The 20,571-nt window shown below is 48.1% G+C and carries 16 protein-coding genes; 2 read left to right on the top strand and 14 right to left on the bottom strand.

All coding sequences use genetic code 11. The annotated features are described in order from the left end of the window. Positions 1-95 precede the first annotated feature (95 nt). Complete coding sequence (locus tag A3842_RS30760) at positions 96-671, top strand: undecaprenyl-diphosphatase (RefSeq protein WP_074083964.1); 576 nt, start codon at positions 96-98, stop codon at positions 669-671. Between the two features lie 100 nt (positions 672-771). Here the strand turns inward: A3842_RS30760 and A3842_RS30755 are convergent, their stop codons facing one another. From A3842_RS30755 to A3842_RS30700, 13 genes are all read right to left on the bottom strand, one after another. Beyond that, positions 772-1,788 (bottom strand): glycosyltransferase family 4 protein, encoded by a 1,017-nt coding sequence (locus A3842_RS30755; protein ID WP_074103857.1) that lies wholly within the window; start codon positions 1,786-1,788, stop codon positions 772-774. Positions 1,789-2,144: 356 nt separating this feature from the next. Continuing rightward, entirely contained in the window at positions 2,145-2,459 is a 315-nt protein-coding gene (locus tag A3842_RS30750; RefSeq protein WP_074083962.1) for a hypothetical protein, read from the bottom strand. Between the two features lie 286 nt (positions 2,460-2,745). After that, entirely contained in the window at positions 2,746-3,060 is a 315-nt protein-coding gene (locus A3842_RS30745) for a sensor histidine kinase (RefSeq protein ID WP_074103856.1), read from the bottom strand. 11 nt (positions 3,061-3,071) lie between these two features. Next, on the bottom strand, positions 3,072-3,224 hold the full coding sequence (locus A3842_RS32810) for a hypothetical protein (protein WP_178382444.1): 153 nt from the start codon (positions 3,222-3,224) through the stop codon (positions 3,072-3,074). Positions 3,225-3,630: 406 nt separating this feature from the next. Then, the gene (locus A3842_RS30740) at positions 3,631-8,538 is read right to left on the bottom strand and encodes an S-layer homology domain-containing protein (protein WP_074103855.1); all 4,908 of its coding nucleotides are present in this window, start codon (positions 8,536-8,538) and stop codon (positions 3,631-3,633) included. 166 nt (positions 8,539-8,704) lie between these two features. Continuing rightward, the gene (locus tag A3842_RS30735; RefSeq protein ID WP_178382443.1) at positions 8,705-11,269 is read right to left on the bottom strand and encodes a winged helix-turn-helix domain-containing protein; all 2,565 of its coding nucleotides are present in this window, start codon (positions 11,267-11,269) and stop codon (positions 8,705-8,707) included. A 194-nt stretch (positions 11,270-11,463) separates the two neighbouring features. Further along, a complete protein-coding gene (locus tag A3842_RS30730) occupies positions 11,464-11,694 on the bottom strand; it encodes a hypothetical protein (protein ID WP_074103853.1) in 231 nt (76 codons plus the stop codon). 196 nt (positions 11,695-11,890) lie between these two features. Continuing rightward, positions 11,891-12,655: a hypothetical protein gene (locus A3842_RS30725; protein ID WP_143186418.1), complete on the bottom strand. Its 765-nt coding sequence runs from the start codon at positions 12,653-12,655 to the stop codon at positions 11,891-11,893. A gap of 74 nt (positions 12,656-12,729) precedes the next feature. Further along, complete coding sequence (locus tag A3842_RS30720) at positions 12,730-13,215, bottom strand: anti-sigma factor family protein (protein ID WP_074103851.1); 486 nt, start codon at positions 13,213-13,215, stop codon at positions 12,730-12,732. Continuing rightward, positions 13,212-13,745 carry an RNA polymerase sigma factor gene (locus A3842_RS30715; protein ID WP_074083955.1) on the bottom strand — a complete coding sequence of 178 codons (534 nt, stop codon included), beginning with the start codon at positions 13,743-13,745 and terminating at the stop codon, positions 13,212-13,214. Before A3842_RS30715 ends, A3842_RS30720 begins: the two co-directional genes overlap by 4 nt. Before the next feature lie 82 nt (positions 13,746-13,827). Continuing rightward, positions 13,828-15,120, bottom strand: coding sequence for a VTT domain-containing protein (locus A3842_RS30710; RefSeq protein ID WP_074103850.1), 1,293 nt, complete (start codon positions 15,118-15,120; stop codon positions 13,828-13,830). A gap of 45 nt (positions 15,121-15,165) precedes the next feature. Next, positions 15,166-18,285 (bottom strand): efflux RND transporter permease subunit, encoded by a 3,120-nt coding sequence (locus tag A3842_RS30705; protein ID WP_074103849.1) that lies wholly within the window; start codon positions 18,283-18,285, stop codon positions 15,166-15,168. 334 nt (positions 18,286-18,619) lie between these two features. Continuing rightward, positions 18,620-19,303 carry an HAD hydrolase-like protein gene (locus A3842_RS30700; RefSeq protein ID WP_074083952.1) on the bottom strand — a complete coding sequence of 228 codons (684 nt, stop codon included), beginning with the start codon at positions 19,301-19,303 and terminating at the stop codon, positions 18,620-18,622. 213 nt (positions 19,304-19,516) lie between these two features. Here A3842_RS30700 and A3842_RS30695 point away from each other — a divergent pair, with 213 nt between their 5' ends. After that, positions 19,517-20,047: a PadR family transcriptional regulator gene (locus tag A3842_RS30695; RefSeq protein ID WP_074083951.1), complete on the top strand. Its 531-nt coding sequence runs from the start codon at positions 19,517-19,519 to the stop codon at positions 20,045-20,047. 137 nt (positions 20,048-20,184) lie between these two features. Here A3842_RS30695 and A3842_RS30690 read toward each other — a convergent pair whose 3' ends face one another. After that, the gene (locus A3842_RS30690; protein WP_042211697.1) at positions 20,185-20,442 is read right to left on the bottom strand and encodes an AbrB/MazE/SpoVT family DNA-binding domain-containing protein; all 258 of its coding nucleotides are present in this window, start codon (positions 20,440-20,442) and stop codon (positions 20,185-20,187) included. Positions 20,443-20,571 lie beyond the last annotated feature (129 nt).

Here is a 20,571-nt window from a genome sequence, read left to right as displayed (position 1 = left end):
GTTAGTATCCATTTTTAAGATTTATTTAAGAGATCATTAATAATTTCAGATTATAATTTTAAAATAAAAATAGAAAAGCGAGGATGAGAACCTTAATGAACTATCAGTTATTTCAAATCATAAATCACTTTGCTGGGAAATGGGATCTTATTGATGATTTAATGGAGTTTTTTGCACAGGATATTATATGGCTAATGATCGCTATGATCGGTGTTTTATGGTTCACTCATAAGGAACAACAGCAGCAGTCGGCATTCTATGCTCTTCTGTCCGCAGTAGTTGCTCTAGGAATAGCAACTGTATGGATATCTCCTGATGTCAATCAACCTCGTCCATTTGTACTCCATGTTGTACACCAGTTGATCCCACACAATGCGGATGCTTCATTTCCAAGCGATCATTCCACGCTCGCTTTTTCGCTTGCGTTCAGTCTCTTGTTCACAAACCGGAAATGGGGAACTGTAGCCTTGGTACTGGCATGCTTAACTGGATTTGCTCGTGTGTATGTGGGAGTACACTACCCCGGAGATATTGCAGGCTCAGCAGCACTCGCCGCATTAATCAGCTTTTTGGTGTATACAATGCGCGCCCGCTTGAATCCTGTTCCAAACCTGTTAATCCGAATTTACAACAAAATCATTTCTTCTCTACCTATAGTATCCCGTAAATAAACGGCGAAAAACAAACGGCATGACTCCTGGATTGGACCCATGCCGTTTTTCAATTATGAATTGGATTGATGTTAACTATCCTTTTCCCTTCTTCGTTTTGTCACCTCATTAATCCGGCAATGGATTCTCTTTGAATAACGTCGTGATATATTTTTAAATAATTGTCAGTCATCTTCTTATTTGTGAAACGCTGAAGTACATACTTCCTCAACACGTTCGGGGATGGATATTTCTTCTCTCTAACTTTTAGTGCCATCTCCCTGACGTTGTCACAGATCAGATTTGGAAAACCCGATAGCACTTCCGGCACAGCACCCCTTCTGAACGCCAGCACCGGTGTGCCGCAGGCCATACTTTCTACCATGACAAGTCCGAATGGTTCGTCCCATAGGATCGGGAATAGTACGCATTCCGCATGTTTGATCAGCCGTTGCTTCACTTTCCCTCCTACGGGTCCAATATAATGAATATGAGGATTTTTCTGAATGAGCGGCTTTACCTCTCTCTGAAAAAACTGAGGAGCTTTAACGGGTCCGGCGATAATCAGCGTTTTCCCGGTCTTTTTAGCAACTTCAATGGCTTGCAGAATCCCCTTGTTGCGAATGATTCTGCCTATAAACAACAAGTATGAATGTTTCACTGCGCTAAATTCATATTCATTCGTATTTATCCCATTATAAACGCAGGTGCCTCTGTTATTCCCCATCTTTTGGCGGGCACGTTTACTTACATATACAGGGTATTTGACTCGCCGCTTGACCGGAATATGCACGGTACATACGGTTGGAATCTTTGGATTAGTTACGCCAAGTGCGGAACGGAATGTATGATCATGGATAATGTCAGTACTGTCGGGTAATTTATTCAGTACATATCTTGCCAGGTTCTCGTGCCGAAGCCCCTTGGGATAGGTGATGAGCTTTGCCTTGCTCCTGCTTCCCAAAGCTGCAAATAAAAAGACTCTATGCCCTCGTCTAACCAGTTCTTCCGTCAGCTCATACACAATTTTCTCAGTCCCCCCTTTAATGGACGGTACGGGCTGAGCCTTTGGGTAGTTCGAAATCACTTGTACAATTGTTAATTTTTTTCTTTTTGCAGGGATACTCAACTTTTTCATATAACCACGGTCCCTCCAACTCTTACTTTTTATCATATCTGGTTATCGAACAGAACATCGTTTTTTTCATAATATAGCTTGTCATTTAACTTATTCACAGGGTAAGACCAGAGATACAATAAGTTATGCCATAAAAACAAATAAGGAGTGGGCACAAACAGACATTAAACTTCGAGGAGCATGTTTCATACAACAGACCATGTACCTGTATTGAATATGTAAAATGACCGAATATTTCACTTGGGGAACCGATTCCTTGATCTCCAGAATCTTTGGCTTTTCTGACGGAGCTGGCGGCCCTTTTTCTCATATGTAGAAAAGAAAGAGGGAGAAGTGATTCGCCCTCTTTCATCCTTCTATTCCGTTTGTTCGCTTGCACCGCCAAAACCGGATTTTGGCAGTTCGGTTGCTTTTGTTTTAGTTCCCTTTGCTTTCAGGCTTTTTTCCTTAATGATTTTCCCCTCAGAGCTTTTCGCTTTGATTCCTTTGGACTCATGTTGCTTCATGTGCAATTTCTTTTCATGCTCTTTATGCATTTTTTCCTTATGAAGGTTCTCAGCATGGAGCTTCTTTTCATGTTTAACCTGGGTTTCACTAGGTGCTGCTTGTACCGCCGAGGCAACAGATAGCATGAGACATACCGACATAATCGTTACTGAAATTTTTTTCAATTGACATCCTCCTTAAAATGTTTTCCTCGAATGATAATATCTCCATAATGATTGTTTTTAATGAAGTAAATTCATCCCATACTTATAAAATTTTCACTTTGGTATCGAATCCATGTAAAAACGGCTAGGCCGCGTGGTCTTCACCCGCTCCAGAGGAAAAAAAAAGTGGCTGGACATTCTGCAGAAGTCCACCCACTTGTATTTCATTTTTTAACAAAAATTCCTTACAGCGATGCAATTGGGTTACGGAGGAAGATCGGCAACGGACCGGGAATCAAGGATTTCATCATGTCTGGCGTACGGGTAACCTGATGATCATCGTCGTTCCCTCTCCAATCGCACCGTCCACCTCAATACTCCCCTGATGCAGGGAGACCATTTTTTTAACGATCGCAAGTCCGAGACCGTTCCCATTGTTACTTGTGTTTCGCGACTTGTCTATTTTGTAAAATCTTTGGAATACGGCGGTGAACTCTTCCGGGGAAATCCCGATGCCATTATCGCTGATGGTGACAAGTACTTCTGCTGCACTGTTGACTATACTGATGCGGATCTTCCCGCCTTCAGGCGTGAACTTAATGCTGTTGCTGAGCAGATTCATCCATACTTGCTTCAGCTGATCTTCATCGGTTTGGCTTCATCATAGCGGTGAATGATCTCCTTACCCACTGCGATCATTTCGTTCTGTCCCTTATCACTGATTTGTTGCTGGAAAACATACAAGCCAATGAAAAAGGAACAGATTATAGTAGATCTAGCTTCCAATTCAGGATTAGAACTTTATTCAGCCTTTTGAATTCCGCTTATGCAGATAAACTCAAGTAAAGCTGAACAAGTTCACGTTAGATAATTATCTTTCACCTCAGTTATGTACTACTTACATTGCTTCTTCATCTATGTGTATAATGCACGTGTTATTATGTTCACCCCGTCAATGTGCTCGTCAGCAAAGATCAGATTCACGCCCATATCTATGATGTTATAAGCGGAGCATGGTCGCCCAAATGGCGCCCGTTCCAAAGATCTATGACCACTGGCGTATTTAGCGACGGTTGAGGTGTAGCGCGTGTTCCTCACAGAACAACAGCCCCTCCACAGGTAAGTGGAAGGGGCTGTTGTTCTGGGGATAATACTATCAACCTTTAACTAAATATTGCGATGTTGCCCTTATTCATTTCTTCTGTTGAGCCAATAATTTCAACAGAACCGTCACCGCCTCAGCTCTTGTAGCAGAGTCTTGAGGAGCAAACGCATTCTCCCCTTTCCCTTGCACGATTTCCGCTTCCTTCACGAAATCCACGCTGGATTTCGCCCACGCTGGAATATCCTTATCGTCGGCGAAGCCCGTTACAGTCTTGAGTTCGGTAGTCACACCCAATGCTTTGGCGAGGATAACCGCCATCTCAGCACGGGTAATTTCTGCATTCGGACGGAAACCGCCATCCTCATACCCTGTAATGATGCCTGCTTGCACCGCCTGAGCAACTGCACTCTGCGCCCATGGTCCGATTGTTGCTGTATCCGTGAAGGTCAATCGCGCTCCTGCGCCTTGTGGCTTCAGCACATTCATCAGCATCACCGCGAATTCCGCACGCGTCACCGAATGGTTCGGCCGGAATGTTCCGTCCAGGTAACCCTTAACCATTCCCATGCTTAGCGCTTGCTGGATACTTGCTGCTGCCCAATGTCCAGCGACATCCCTCAGGGTAATTTCCGTAGGACTCTCCGTGTCCGGAGCTCTCACTGGCAATCCCGTCACTTTATCCACACTGAGTACAGTATATTTTCCTACCCGATTAACCTCTACAATAATGTGGTTTCCTTCGATCTTGCCACCTGCGACTTCAATCCAGGCTTTCTTCACTTCATCATAGTAGAATACCGCTGCTTGTTGGTTGCTTGTCACAAGGGCTGGATCAAACGCAATGTTCAATGTGACCGGTTTACTGAAGTCCTCCGCAAAGTTTTTCGTAATCTCGTACACGGGACTGAGCAGGATTTCTTTATTCGGGAAAAGCTTTTGTGGCTCCAGCACCTTTTCGATCGATACGGTCAGTTCCTTGGCTGCTGCTCCGGCGGGGATCGAAATCTTGACCCCATCCTCGAAGCTAACCTCGCCCGCCTGGTTTACCGGAAGCGTTATTTTACCATTTGTGCTGGTAATGATGTTGTTGGTCGATGGTGTAAAAGCATTTCCAGTGCCAGTTCCCGTGCCCATGTCGGTGATCACAGGCGCTGTGGCCGAGAATTCGGCGGTTACCACACCGGAATCCGCTGTATTCGTGGTGCTTGCTCCAGGTACGCTGAAGAAGTAGGCAGGCACTCCCGTTAAGGTAAAACCCGGCTTGGGCGTAATTGTGATCGTTGCCGTATACGCCGTGCCTGGGGCAAATACGGTTGTCGCTGGCGACCAGCTAACCGTGGCCGTATATTCTGGCGAGTAGGTCGCCGTTGTTACTGGAACGGCTCCGGTAACTGGCACAGTTACACCCGCTACCCTTGCTGCTGTGATAGGAATAGCTGTCACAGGGGGTTCCGTGTCGGGCACGGTTGCTGTTGCCGGGAATTCGGCGGTTACTACACCGGAATCTGCTGTATTCGTGGTGTTTGCGCCTGCGACGGTGAAGAAGTTGGCAGGCACTCCCGTTAACGTATAACCTGCCCTTGGCGTGACTGTGATCGTTGCCGTATACGCCGTGCCTGGGGCAAATACGGTTGCCGCTGGCGACCAGCTAACCGTCGCGGTATATTCTGGTGAGTAGGTCGCTGTTGTTACCGGCGTAGCCCCGGTTACCGGTAACGTTACACCCTCAATCCCTGCTGCCGTGATGGGAACGGCTGTCGCTGGTATTATTGCCGTCGCCGGGAATTGGGCGATTACTACACCGGAATCTGCTGTATTCGTCGTGATTGCTCCAGGTACGCTGAAGAAGTATTCAGGCACTCCGGTTAAGGTGTAACCCGGTTTGGGCGTGATTGTAATCGTTGCGGTATAGGCTGTTCCTCCAGCAAAGGTTGCCGCTGCCGGGGTCCAATCTATTGAGGCTGTATACTCTGCCGTCTCTGGCACAGTTGCGACTGGTGTTCCCCCTGCTACCGGCAACACCACTCCCGCTATCGCCGCTGTCGTGATAGGCACCGCTGCCGTCGCAGGGAATACGGCGGTCACAACGCCTGAATCCGCATCATTCGTTGTTGTCGCTCCCGCTACCTTGAAGAAGTTTTTAGCCACTCCGGCTAAGGTATAGCCCGGCTTGGGCATGAGGCTAATCGTTGCCGTATAGCTGGCTGCTGCCGCAAACTTCACGTCTGCCGGGGTCCAGGCTATCGCCGCAGTATACTCTGCCGTGTCCGCTATCGATGTTTTCGGCGCTGCACCGGCTACTGGCGGAATCACTCCATCAATCGCCGCCGTCGTGATAGGCACCGCTGATGTCGCAGGGAATACGGCGGTCACAACGCCCGAATCCGCTGCATTTGTCGTTGTCGCTCCCGCTACCTTGAAGAAGTCTTTTGCCACTCCGGCTAAAGTATAGCCCGGCTTGGGCGTGAGGGTAACTTTCGCTGTATAGCTTACTTCCCCGGCAAACTTCACATCTGCCGGGGTCCAGGCTATCGCCGCTGTATATTCTGTTGTGTCCGCTATCGATGTTTTCGGCGCTGCACCGGCTACCGGCGCTATCACTCCATCAATCGCCGACGTCGTGATAGGCACGGCTGCCGTCGCCGGGAATACCGCAGTCACAACGCCCGAATCCGCTGCATTTGTCGTTGTTGCTCCGGCTACCTTGAAGAAGTCTTTAGCCACTCCGGCTAAAGTATAACCCGGCTTGGGCGTGAGCGTAATCTTCGCAATGTACATCGTTGCTCCTGCAAACTTCACATCTGCCGGAGACCAGGCTATCGCCGCCGTATACTCTGGAGCGGGTGCTAGAGCTGTAACCGGTGCTCCCCCTGCTACTGGCACTGTAACTCCCGCTATCGTTGCGGTTGAGATAGGCACCGCTGCCGTCGCCGGGAATACGGCGGTCACAATGCCTGAATCCGCTGCATTTGTCGTTGTTGCTCCGGCTACCTTGAAGAAATCTTTAGTCACTCCCGCTAAGGTGTACCCCAGCTTGGGTGTGAGGCTGATTTTCGCGGTATAGATTTCTGCCCCTGCAAACTTCGCATCAGCCGGGGTCCAATCTATCGCCGCTGTATACTCTGTTGTGTCCGCTAGTACCGCAACCGGAGCTTCTCCGGCTACCGGCACGGTCACTCCCGCTATCGCTGCGGTTGAGATAGGCACGGCTGCCGTCGCCGGGAATACGGCGGTCACAACACCTGAATCCGCTGCATTTGTCGTTGTCGCTCCCGCTACCTTGAAGAAGTCCTTTGCTACTCCCGTTAAGGTGTACCCCTGTTTGGGCGTCAGGCTAATCGTTGCCGTATAGCTGGCTGCTCCAGCAAATTTCGCAGCTGCCGGAGACCAGGCTATCGCCGCCGTATACTCTAGAGCGGGTGCTAGAGCCGCAACTGGAGCTTCCCCTGCTACTGGCGCTATCACTCCATCAATCGCCGCCGTCGTGATAGGCGCTGCTGCCGTCGCCGGGAATACGGCAGTCACAACGCCCGAATCCGCTGCATTTGTCGTTGTTGCTCCGGCTACAGTGAAGAAATTCGCTGGTACTCCCTTTAAGGTATACCCTGCTTTTGGAGTAATTGTAACCGTCGCCGTATAACTGACTGCTCCGGCAAAGGTCACATCTGACGGGTTCCAAGCTATTGCCGCTGTGTACTCTGGTGTGTCCGCTATTGCCGCAACTGGCGTTGCCCCTGTTACCGGCACTGTCACTCTATCAATTGCTGCTGATTGGATAGTTACAATCTTGATATCCTGAGCACTTACGCTCCGCGTTTGTTCAGCGGAGGCCGGTTGAGCACTTCCCTTGACTCGAACATAAATCTTATCGCCTACTCCGACTACAATGTTGTCCACACTTGTATCCACTATCGGCGTGTACGAGCCTGTGTTGACTTTATACTCCATCCCACTTGCTACGCCGGTTAACTTCGTTGTTCCAGCATTCGCTCCTGGTGTCAAAGCAATAAACGCCCATAATTGAGGATATTGACCTGAAAGCATATACCAATCTCTGCTGAAATCCCAATCACTAAATGTGGCTGGATCTTGCATTTCTGCGGTTGTTTTACCCGTACCTTTCCCGGTATCTGTCTGTCCTGTGGTGTTGATATCGTAGAAGTTACTTCCGCTTAGGTTTGAACTGTAACCAACCAAGCCACCCATTAGATAATTTCTAGTTCCACTCACATTTCCTGTGGCGTAACTATTGATAATGGTTCCATCGTTTCTACCAACCAGTCCACCTGTTATTCCAGCTCCAGTAACACTTCCTGTGGCATAACTGTTGCTGATGCTTCCGCTGCTATTATTATTACCAACCAGTCCACCTATTGTTCCAGCTCCAGCAACACTTACCAACGCGTAGCTGTTGCTGATGGTTCCGTAGTTTTCATTAACTAAACCGCCTGAATTAATTCCATTCACGATTCTTCCGGTGACGTAAGTGTTGCTGATGGTTCCGTAGTTTACAGATAACAAGCCACCCGATGCCAATGGGTTAGTTCCTTTCACCTCAATATCTTCCAGAATCATATTGGTAATATTCCCTGAAGACCTTCCAAACAATCCGACATCAGTAACAATAACAGGTTGATCAATTTTCAGATTTGTGATCTTATATCCATTACCGTCCATGTTCCCACGAAACGTAAACCCGCCGGAGCTATTAGCAGTATAAATTTCCACTCCTATCGGCATCCAATTTGCATAACTACTCAAATCAATATCAGCTATCAATTTAAAATATAGACCTGGGTCTAAATGATTTCTAACCTCATTCAGCTGATCCGCCGTTGCGATCTGATAAGGATCGCTTGCTGAACCATCTCCTCCAGCGAAACTCCCCGCAGCATGAGCCGTCCCTCCGCTAGGTGCAATAACTCCTGAGATTCCACCCATTACCATTAACAACACCAGGAAAATCGACAATCCTTTTTGATACACCCTATCCATCGCATTCTCTCCTCCAACGCTTCTCAACTTCATATATTTCTCACAAATACTTCCGTTCTCCAAGCTCCACTGTGTCATTATTCATTGCGTTCTTCCCACTATAAGCCTTTCTATGCAAAAAAGTACCTCCCCATTTGGGGAGGTACGGGCAAAAAATATAGGATAATTAATCCATTATACTCAATTCTTTGGCACGCTGCAGCGCTTGTATCCGATTGTTCGCCTCAAGCTTTCTGTACACATTCCGAATATGGAACTTTACGGTTTCACCTGTGATGTTAAGATCTGACGCGATCTGCTTATTCGTCAATCCGCCCGCAATCAATAATAGGACCTTCGTTTCCTGATCGGTCAGTAATTCTTTACGAGGCTGTTCAGCGGGTAAGACGACCTGGCTCGTGACCTGTATAACCTGGAGCAGTTGCTGTACATAACCAAGAGAAACAAGGGTGGCGTCTCGCAAGTGACTGACTTGCAGCCTCTTCGCATAAACCGCCAGCAGTTCAGCCATCGCAGGGCCTTCATCTATAAAACTGCGGATATACCCCTCCGGCTCTGCCAAATGCAGGGCTGTCTCTAACTGAAGCAACGCTTCCTCCAATTGACCAGAGCGTTGAAGTACCATACTGCGCAGAATGAGGACCTGAATCCGATCCCGCAGACGGTCTTCCTTATCCAACATGCGAATTAACTGTTCCAGCAGGTACAGTGCATCCTCCATCCGTTCACAAGCAGCCAGTATTCTGGCAAAAGCAAGATACTCTGAGACCCGGTTCAGCGAAACCTCATCCGTATGGGCCATACCGCATCTATGCAGCCAAGCCTCAGCATCTTGCACCGAGCCTTGCCGTAGGGACAGACAAGCCTGTTCCGCTTCGATTCTGTACATAAATAATTCGTTATCCGGAGAGTTAATCTGCGATTTCAACTCGGTTAACAGCGCTGTGGCCCGTTTCGGATTCCCAGTGGCTTGCTGGATTCTTGAAGCACTAATGGATATTTGGATCAAAATCCGCGCAAAAGGCAACATATCCTGGCGCCCAAGCACCATAGCAGCAACCCGCTCCGCCTCTTCCAGCCGGTTCCACTCATACAATAACTTGCTGTAAGAGGCACATAAGAAGCCGAGAAAAGGGTATTCCTGCTTGCTCTGCCACAGTGTAATCCATCTCAACAGAAAAGCATCCGCTGCCTGAAGATCGCTGATATGTGAGAGCAGATTGTCGAATGAATCATAGCCCTGGTATCTGTTGCGGCCCACCGTTTGAAAGAAACTTCCCTCCGGCATATACTGTTCAACCAACCCGAAATAGGCTGACGTTTGTTCCAAGTCTTTTTGAAGATAAGCGGTGATCGCATGGAAAAAGTAGATATTGCCCATGGCCTGCTTCCATTCCACCTCAGCCAGTTTTCCCTCCAAAGCTTGGAACCGGATGGTAGCTTGTTTCACTCTGAGGAATGCTGCTGTCCATTCTCCAACGCCCAATAAGACGGATATCACAAACAATTCGATCATCGGCTTCTCTGCAAAGGAGTTTTCTGGTAACACGGAGACCCAGCGGATCAATACCACACTTTTTGTCTGTACTAGCATATGTAAATTTTTCTCAATTAACCGGACGGCATCCTGAAACTGTTGTCCCTCTAAATAATGCTCTACCGCTTCTTCGTCAAATCCCAGATGCTCCAGCTCGTTTGCTGCGCGGATATGCACCTGCACCCATCGGTCCGGGTCCATTCGGAACAATTGCTGCTGCAGAAAATCAGAGAGCAAATGATGATACCGGTACCATTTCCTATGATCATCCAAAGGGACAATGAATAGATTCATTTGCTCCAGTCTTTCCAATTGTGCCTGAGCATCCAGTTGACCGCTTACCGCCCCGCATAATGAAGCGTTCATACGGTTTAAAATCGAAGTATCCAATAAAAAATCACGTGTCTGCTGCGGCAGATGTTCAAATACCTCTTGCAGCAAATAATCAGAAATATGATGCTGATGACCACTGAATTGCTGAAGGGTATCCGCAATATTCTCACTATGTTTCAAAGATAGAGCTGCCAGCTGTAAGCCGCTGATCCAGCCTTCCGTCTGCTGGAACAGCATCTTCACTTGCTCCGGGGATAAGCCTAAATCCGTTGTTTCGCGAAAAAAGATAAGTCCCTCGTCCAATTGAAAACGCAAATCCTGCATTTGAATCTGATGTAGTTCACCTTTGGCCAGAAGCCTGGCGGTCGGTATGGACAGATCTGTACGGCTTGCAATATAGAGATGAATATGAGGTGGTAAATGCTCTAGCAGATAGATCATGGACCGATGGATAGCTGGAAGTTCAATCACATGATAATCATCGAGAATAATGACCAGATCATGGGGATAGCCGTTCAAGTCATTCAGCAGTTCTATGATTGCAGGCTCGGAAGACGTTGATGGCCCTATCTCAAGCAGGGATTGAACCCCCAAGCCAAACCCCGGCTCTCTCTCCTGAATGGAAGCGGTGAAGTAACTCCAGAACTGAATCCAATCATTATCCTGCGGGTCCAGTGACACCCAGGCCACAACGCTGTGGCATTGTTTGACCCATTCACTTAACGCTGTGGTTTTCCCATATCCAGCCTGCGCGGAAACCAGTGTCAATTTGGCCGTTCTTCCTTCATTCAGCTTATGAATCAGCCTCGGCCGGGATACAAGAGATTTACGCACATGGGGGATATGAAGTTTTGTGCTCACCAACAATAAATATCCCTCCGTAATATGTATAGTAAATTGAATTTGTACAAGTAATGCTGATATTCGCTATGCGTTAGCGCTGTCTCTCCAATCTCGTTATTATACCAGACACGATACTATTAAAATATGGAAAAGACTCTCCGAAGCAAAAAGGAACCGTGTAAAAACACGGTTCCCCCAACATGCAAAGTCTATTATTGAACCCCTTTTTTCTTCATATCCTCCAAATGGCGCTGGTACATGACTTTTTCGGCCTTCTCCGTACCCACCTTATCCATCTGTCCGATAAAATCGTTGTAGGTGTTGTCGAATTCAGCATCTGTCTCCGAAAGGATCAGCTTGGGAATCGTTTTATTCCAGAGATCCTTCACTTTTCCGTTAATGACTCCTTCAGGTGTGGATCCGTCAGGCTCCAGGTTGTCCATACAAATCCATGATCTCCTGCTTGTATTTCGGCAGTCCGTCAACCATGTCATACGTCTCGCCTTCCTTGCCGTAGCGCGCACATGGAATTCAATTATTTATCTGGCAGCCATTGCAGGGATTGACCCCTATATGCCTCAACTCCACCCCATCGTAACACCGGCTCTCCAAATAGTAAATTGTTCTAACTGTTCATTTTCATGATAACGGCTTAACTCTCTTTCTGAAAATCCACTGTACACTAATGCCAATTGAGATCATCAGGAGAAGTACGAAAAGAATAAAGCCTACAAAAGGTATATTAACGAACGCAGTTAAGATAGCTGCACCAACCAGTACTTTCATCCAATCTGACATTTGTCCAGCTCCGTGAAACAGCTCACCGATCCGGAAACTCACTACTGTCGATCCAAATGCCAGGGCAATCACCATCACCAGCAGGAGCAGAATAATAACCGGGATGCCAATTACAGTGACCAGCAGCAGTGCACTTAACGCTGCGAGGATCAAAGTGCCCAAGAATCCGATTACCAGCAATCGTCTGACGGAGGATAGAGGGTATCGATCTGTAAATGCGGCTATTTTTTGTTTACCGGCCAACCTGAGCAAGATAGGGATCAAGACCATCAGCAGACTGGCGGCGAGCTGCAGCACCCACAAACCCAGTGCAATCCCCCCTCCGATCAACAGGCTGTTTTGAGTGGAGGTATCCAGTGAAATGTTATAGATATCATCACCCAGCACCGCTCCCTGATCCTGCTTGACCAGACCGCCTATCACTACAACCAGCCCTTTAATGTCAGCAGTACTGCCCAGATGGAGATCTCCGTTCACGACAACCGTCACACCCGTCACTTGGCCAAAAATCTCGGCATTGCCCCCGACGACGTACACATCATCTACGGTTTGCCCTACAGGTACGGATATATTCTGATGCTCAAAGATCCCCCTTGCAGACGCCATACCGGGAATAAGGAGCATGAGGAGCGCAAAACAACATAACGTATAAAGAGTCCTTCTCAAGTTTTTCATCCCTTTCAACTGGTTGACGTTTGAAGCAGGCGCCGCAGTGAGTATACAGAAGCCGTAATGATAAGTAAGGACAGTAGAACCGTCAATCCGGATAAGACAGGCACGCCCGACAGGAGATGCGACCCCATATATACCAAGGCGATCATTAATTTCAAGAATCCATGCAGCACTTTTGCGAATACAGCACCGGCGGCGAACCAGAGAATAACAAGGGAAACGAAAGCTGCAAGCGGAACTAAAAGCCAGCCCTTTTCTGCTGTTGCCCGTTCCTTTTTGTCTGAGAGCGCCTGTAATACCCGTATTTCCAGATCCTCCGGTTCTTGAATCCTCCCGAATGCATGGATGACGGTACTCTGTACCGATAATAATTCTTCCAACAGGACCTGACAGGACTCGCAGCTTTCCAGATGGGATTCGACCTGTTGTCTCTCCTCTACTGTTAATTCACCATCCATGTAAGCTGACAGCTGATCCTCCAAATGGTAGGTCATTCCTGGTCCTCCTTTGCTAATTCTTTACGCAATGACATCCGTGCCGTGAATAATCTGGACTTGACCGTCCCGATGGGAACATTCAGCAGCTTGGCGATTTCTTCATACTGGTAACCTTGTACATCATGTAACAGGATGACCTCCCGGTGATCAACGGACAGCCTGGCCAAGCTCTCCTCTACAGACAACTTGGCAAGCGGGTCGGATACGCTTGAATCTGCTATACACTCATCGGGCTCATCTCTGAAGTCCTGCTCTTTATTTCTCTTTTTCAGCCGATCCTTGCACAGGTTAGATACAATGGTCATCATCCACGATGAGAACGCATATTCATTATCCAAGCCGGACAAGGAATAAAAAGCTTTGACAAATGCCTCCTGGGAGACATCCTCAGCATCCATCCGACTGTTTAACATCCCTACCGCATAACGATAAACATGACCCTTGTAACGGCGGACAAGCTCAGCGAAAGCTTCCTGATTCCCGTCCTTGGCTCCGTGGATAATATGATAAAGCTCAGCATCTACCACTTATGTTCAACTCCTACCGGAACGGCAGCTTTGTCACTATCATGCCATAACTGAATTCGATTCATAAATCATTCCCTTCCCCTCAGGCGGCAAACCTTTTATTCGCGGAAAGCATCCTGAGGATCTCAAGCAGCAGTACGTTCAGACTGATCCAGACTCCGCCGAATACATAGCCAGCGACCACGTCACTGGGAAATTGAACTTGAAGATAGATCCGGCTGACTCCAATCAGTAGACAGATGAAGATTACGGCTGCAACTACCAGTACCCGAACGAGTCCATTCTTATAATGCCGAAGGATTAAGAACGCAGAAAACCCGCATACCGTGATGGAGGTCAAGGTCTCTTCACTGGGGAAGGTATTAAAGAGTTGGAATCCGGCGGCAACAGGACCCGGACGGTGAAAAAGCAGACGCAAGCCATCGTCAAGCCATTCCCCGCCAATGACGACCCAGAACAAAAAGGAGAGCTCCAGCAGCTTTTCGCGCGCGCCCACAACGATCCAAATAGCAGCTGCGGCAATCAAAGGACCGTACAGATAGATCGAGCCGAGCTGGGTGAGATGATTCATAAGATTGTGCCAATCCGGCCCAAAAAGAGATCGTACGATGTAAGTGGCAACCTCATCAAATTGATTAAATTCATGGGCCAGGAAGTCCTGAATCAAGCCCAGCATCAAGGAAACAAACAGGACAAGGGCTGCAAACGCAGACAGCACCAGGAATCTGACTTTGCCCAGCGAGTGAAAATGATGTATGCCCTTGGTAAGCAGAACGATAGAACCTGACAGCAGTCGTTGTCTGTATTTCTTCAGAACATAAATCATCACGGTCAGCAAAGCTGAAGCTATCGCAAAAATGATCATATAGCGATTTACACTTTGGTGATAAATTTCCCATTTGGGTCCCAGGACTCTACCGAGTGAAATGAACAGGCAGACCCAAAAAATGGCTCCTGAGTAGGCATATATCGCATATTTTCGGAAGGGCATACGGGTTGCGCCACAGAAGTATCCTGTAATATGTCTGACTCCGGGTATGAAATAGGCAAAAAACAGCAGCTTGTCGCCATATTTCTCAAACCACACATTCATTCTTGCCAGCTGTTCTTCCCCCAAATGAACACGATGTCCATACTTGCGCAGGAAAGGCTGACCCAGCTTATAGCCGATCCAGTAAGAAAGTGTAACGCCGGCAGTTACACCGGCACTCGCTGAGATCATACTAAGCACTAAATTCAGTTTTCCTTCATACACGAACAAACCCGTATAGCTCATCATCATTTCACCCGGAAGAGGCAAGGCAAGCATTTCAAGAAACAAGGCCATAAAAATCAGGCCATATCCATACTGCTCAAGCCATGTAGTTATGCCCATTGAAACCCCTCCTCTTCTTTATAGTGTTTACGTACAGCTATAGAATTACACTATTTCTCCATTCAGGGAGTGACCGGCATTCTTGGCCGCTTTGCCCTGCATCCATTCATAGATAATCGGGATGACCACATAGCTGTTGAGTGTGGAGGTAACCATCCCGCCGATCACCACAATACCCAGCACCTGTGAAATGACGGTATCGGCGCTATGGGATAAGGCAAGGGGAATCAAGGTAAGCACTGTAGTGCCTGCTGTCATCATAATCGGCCGTACCCGTGACAGGCTTCCCTGAACAACCGAGTCCCGGAGACTCATTCCATCTTTACGGTTGCGTTCAATTTTATCAATGAGAACTATTCCATTGGTTACTACGATACCGGTAAGCATCAATATCCCAATCAATGCGGCAAGATTCCATTGACCATGGACCCCGTACAAGGCGATCACCACACCGGATAAAGCCAGAGGAATGCTGATCAATACGGCAAAGGGTGCTTTCCAGCCCTTGAAGACAAAGCTGGTAATAAGCAGAACGAGAAGTATGGATACAACTACTGCTATAGCCATCTCGAGAATCATCTGCTTGACTTGCTGGGTAATGCCCCCCAGGGAGTAGGTCACCCCGTCCGGAAGCTGCAGCTCCTTCAAAGTCTGATTTACGGTACCCGACACTTTGCTCATGTCACTGGAAATGATCTGCGCACTCACCACAGCGAAAGGCTGACCGTCTCGTTCCTGAATGGACGACACCGCATCGCTTTTCTGAATGGAGGCCAATTGATCAAGCCGGTACGTTTGACCGCCCCTTCCGGTAAAGGTCTCCGCAGACAGAGAAGCCAGCACCTCTTCCGGTGTATAGACGGGCAATGTCTTATCATTGACAGATTTCGTTTGAACAGGATCGATGTATACGTCAACCGGAATGATACCTGTTCCTGTTGATGTCATAATATCAAAATCCTTCCCCTTGGTCGTGTACTGTTTCAGCAGGTTGTTCATATCAGCCTCTTTAATGCCTGCCTGCTGCACTTTTTCCCGATCCATGACGATGGCGAACTTGGGAATGCCATTGGTCATATCCGTTTTACCGGAAACGCTTAGTCCCTGGATATTGACCAGTTTGGTTCGGACCTGATCAGCGGCCTTCTCCAGGGTTTGCTCATCTGCGCCCATCAGCATGATTTTGATCGTCGAATCATCGCCTGCGATGTTCTGATTGGTTACCGTAATAGCAGCCCGATCGGACAGGCTGGATAGATCCGATTGCAAAGCGGGTATGAACGTATTGACCGCCTTTACGTTTTTTAATTGGATGGAAAGATTGGCTATGTTGGGCTGCTGAATAAATCCGCCGCCTTGGTCAAAAACATCGTCCGCCTGCGGCGTGAACGAAGAGCCGAAGGTAGCGGAATAAGAAGCGATTCCGGCGTTATTATGGAGAACATCTTCCACCTTTTTGACTTCCTTATCCACCTCCGAAAGCGGCGTTCCTTTCGGCAGCTCCACTTTGACCGCTACCTGACCGCTGGCCGTGCTTGGCAGCAGGCTGAACGGAAGCCGTGCAGCGAACAGCCCGGCGACGACAAAGAGGAGAAGTGAGAGGCTGATGACTGTTTTTTTGTGCTTCAATGCGGACATAAGAAATGGCTTCATCAAGGGTTCGAGCGTGACCGCCTGGGTCTTCGGCTCTCTCCAGCCGATAAAGGCGAAGGACGGAATGACCAGCATAGCAACCAGGAACGATACCCCTAGCGCGATGACTACGGACCAGGCAAAGCCTGAATAGGAAGCGCCGATGATGCCGCCAACCAAGGCAATCGGAACATAGACGGCAACGGTAGTCGCCGTAGAAGCGAATATGGCCGGCAGCATTTCTACTACTGCAGAAGCCAAGATATGAAGTACAGGCTTGTCTTTATTTTCCTGTACGCGGCGGTAGATGTTATCCAGAATCACAATCGCATCGTCCACAATCCGTCCCATGGCCACAATCAGGCCGGAAACCGTCAAGATGTTGAGCGTAACGCCCATCCATTTGAGCACAGCCACCGTAGCCAGCAGCGAAATAGGAAGCGATACGGCAATCAGAAGAGTAGACCGCACATTACGGAAAAAGAACAGCACACAGAGCATGGAGAACAGGCAGCCCAGTAGACCCTCGCGAATTAGCCCCTTTAGGGAGTTGTTCAAGTCATGCGCACGGTCCGTCAGCAAATTCATCGATACATCACCGTTTTTTACAGCAGAAATTCCGGAGACACGATCTCTCACATGCTTGGCTACATCCGTGATGGTTGCCGTAGGTGTCTTGATGACATTAATAAGCACACTGGCTTTCCCATTGGTCCGTGAGACGGTTTTGACATCGGTCAGCGACTGGGATACTGATGCAACAGCCGATAAGGGGACGCTGTCCCCATCTTTATTTTTAATCGCCAGGCCGTTCAACTGCTGTTCCGTGAGATCCCAGCCTTCTACTCGAATGGGAAAGGAAGCTTTGACATTGGCAATATTGCCTTGCAGGGTGGGGAGATCCAGTAGAATAGATTTGTTAAAATCGTCCACAGACATGCCGTTAGCCACCAGTTCCTTCATCCGAAGCGCAACGACGTATCCTTTATTCGCCCCACCGACTGTCTGCACATCCGCCACTCCGGGAACGGATTTCAACTGGTTAACAATATCCGTTTGCAGGGAGGATTGCAGGGTCAGATCATCGACTTGGCCACTCGCAGCTGTCAGGCTGTAGCTCAGAATCGGGAAGGTACTGGAGGTCAAGCGGGTAACCACCGGCTTGTTAACGCCGTCCGGCAAGGCTGCATCATTCAACGCTTGTTTTAGCGCATTCTCCGCTTGTTCCATATTGTAATCCATCGGGTAATACAGATTCATCAGGAGCCCGCCATCGTACGAGGTGGTCTCCAGATTGGTAAGTCCATTCGTCTTGCGGATGGCTTCCTCCAGAGGGGTTGTAATATCGCGTCTGACTTGATCTGCCTGGTAGGAGGATGCCCGCAGGGATACCATTAACGTGGTGTTATTGATGCCGGGGAGATAATCTCTTTGCATTTGATAGGCGGATACCGCTCCCCAAGCCAAGATGAGCAGGACGCAAACCAGAATAATCGTCGCGCGCTGCATAACAGATTCTATGATACGTTTCATTGTAAGTCTCCTCTCAAGTCTATATAGAGAAAAGACTATGAAATAGGCAGGATTGTTCATTCAATAAAAAATAAATTTACAGCGCGGATGCACCTTGTCCTAGTACATCAGATCAGTGTACAGATGCAGTGTCCCTCTCCCTTCCTGAGAGTACAACGCAAAATCCGCTGCACCGCTGAAATTTCGGGATTTATCCGAAAATCTGTATTCGAAGGGATATCCCTTAGACGTCAACACGGGTGCCCTTAACGCCGGTTATACGGCGATAATGACACCCGTGTGGATTTGCCTTTGACTATTTGGACTGTCTTGCCAGCTGGATGGATTACTTAGCTTACTCCGTGCTGTTATCGTAAAGTCCGATCAGCTCATCGAATGCGGAGATAATGACATCTGAGCCATTCAGCTCACCCTGGCCTCCGAACCCTGCGTAGGCGCAGCCGATGACCGTCTGCCCGTTGCCTTTGCCGGCCTCCACATCCGAGGAGCGGTCCCCGACCATCCAGGCTTCTTTAATACCATGTTCCTCCAGCAGGATGCGCAGCAGATCGGTTTTGGTAGCGGTACCTTGTCCGCCTGCACTGTAGAGACCCTCAAACAGCTCTTTCAGCTTATGCACCACAACAACGTTGTGAATATAATCCTCCAGCCCGTTGCTCGCTACGAACAGCTTGACTCCACGCTCATGCAGTGCCGTAAGCGTCTCGGTTACCTTGGGGTACAGAAGGGTGCTGCCTGCCTTAAGTCCCTCAATTTCCTGTTGCAGCAGCAGCTCATCTGCGCGTCGGTGAACAGCCTCATCGGCATCCGGCATCACATTCTTCCAGATCTGTGACAGCACCATGCCCAGGCTGCTTAGCATTAGCTCTTCTGGTGGAGTAGGCCCGGAATATAGCCCCTCTGCCCGCAAAACATCAAACATTTTATGATAAGCGGGTAACAGCAAACTTTCGGTCTGAAACAACGTTCCATCCATATCAAAAATGATCGCTTCCGGTTTCTTCAATTTCGTACTCATGAGATGACCCAACCCTTCTCTATGGTTCAGTAGTTGCTGCCTTCTGCAGGCAGTATGCTTCCATCTTACACCCTATAATATAGGATAGCAGAAGGTATTGTCTATGTACATGCCAGTACAGCTTGTGATAAGTATATCAATATGTTATATTTCGTTTTGATATATAATTCAGATCCTCGTCAATGGATTCCAACAGGGGGGCGGCAGATATTCATGAATATACAAGATGTAATACTCGGAATTCTATGCAAACAGCCACACTCAGGCTATGAGATCAAGCGGCATTTCGAGGAGTACTTTTCCTTTTTCTTCGATGCCAGCTTTGGCACCATCTATCCTACACTCAGCAAGCTTGAAGGGCTGAACCTGATTACTAAGGAAGCCGTACGGCAGGAAGGCAAGCCGGATAAAAATGTGTACACCATCACAGAGGCAGGTAAAGAGCATTTCCGGAGCTATTTGGTTCAACCTGCGGAAAAAGAAGTGCTGCGCTCGGACTTTCTGATGCATCTCTACTTCGGGGATATGGCGGATGAAGAAACCATGGATACGTTGCTCCGCGAAGGCCTCCAAAACAAGCGGGACATGTACACCGATCTGGAACAGAAGATGAACCAGCTGGACGGCAAACTCAGTCCCCACCAGAAGCTGTGCATTGAGCTGGGTTTGGTGCAATACAAGGCCTTCATAATGAAGCTGGAACATGTGCTGGAATCCAGTGGAGAGGGCCCCGCCCCTAGCTGATTTACGAGAAAGCCACAGGGCTTGCGGGAGGCCGTCTTCTTGCTGTACCAATCAAAAGGGACCGTAGGGCAAGCCACCATTATGGTGTACGCCCTACGGTCCCTTTTGTCTAAAATGTAATGCTGCTGGTTACTGGTTTATATGTGGTCGAAGCTGGCAATCAATTCGTCAAGCACATCTTTGCTGACCATTTTGCCTTTGAAGTTAATGAGGTTTTCCGCACTGCCGGAGAAGATGCAGGTAGGCTCATATTTTCTGAGAATGATCTTTTCCCCATCAACGAAAATCTCGAGCGGGTCCTTTATGTCAATTCCCATCGTTCTGCGTAGTTCAATTGGAATCACGATTCTTCCCAGTTCATCCACTTTTCTTACAATTCCTGTTGCTTTCATCACTATGCATCCTCCCTTGAAATAACACTTAATAATCATTGGTGTTAAAAGCTATCAAAGCTTCTAAATAGTAGAAATGATTAACCTATATCTGCATTGTAAAGTGCTACTTCTTTCCTGTCAATTTTATTT

Source organism: Paenibacillus sp. P3E, from assembly GCF_001909045.1.
Taxonomy (GTDB): Bacteria; Bacillota; Bacilli; order Paenibacillales; family Paenibacillaceae; genus Paenibacillus_AQ; species Paenibacillus_AQ helianthi.
This window is presented reverse-complemented; position numbering and strand designations above follow the sequence as displayed.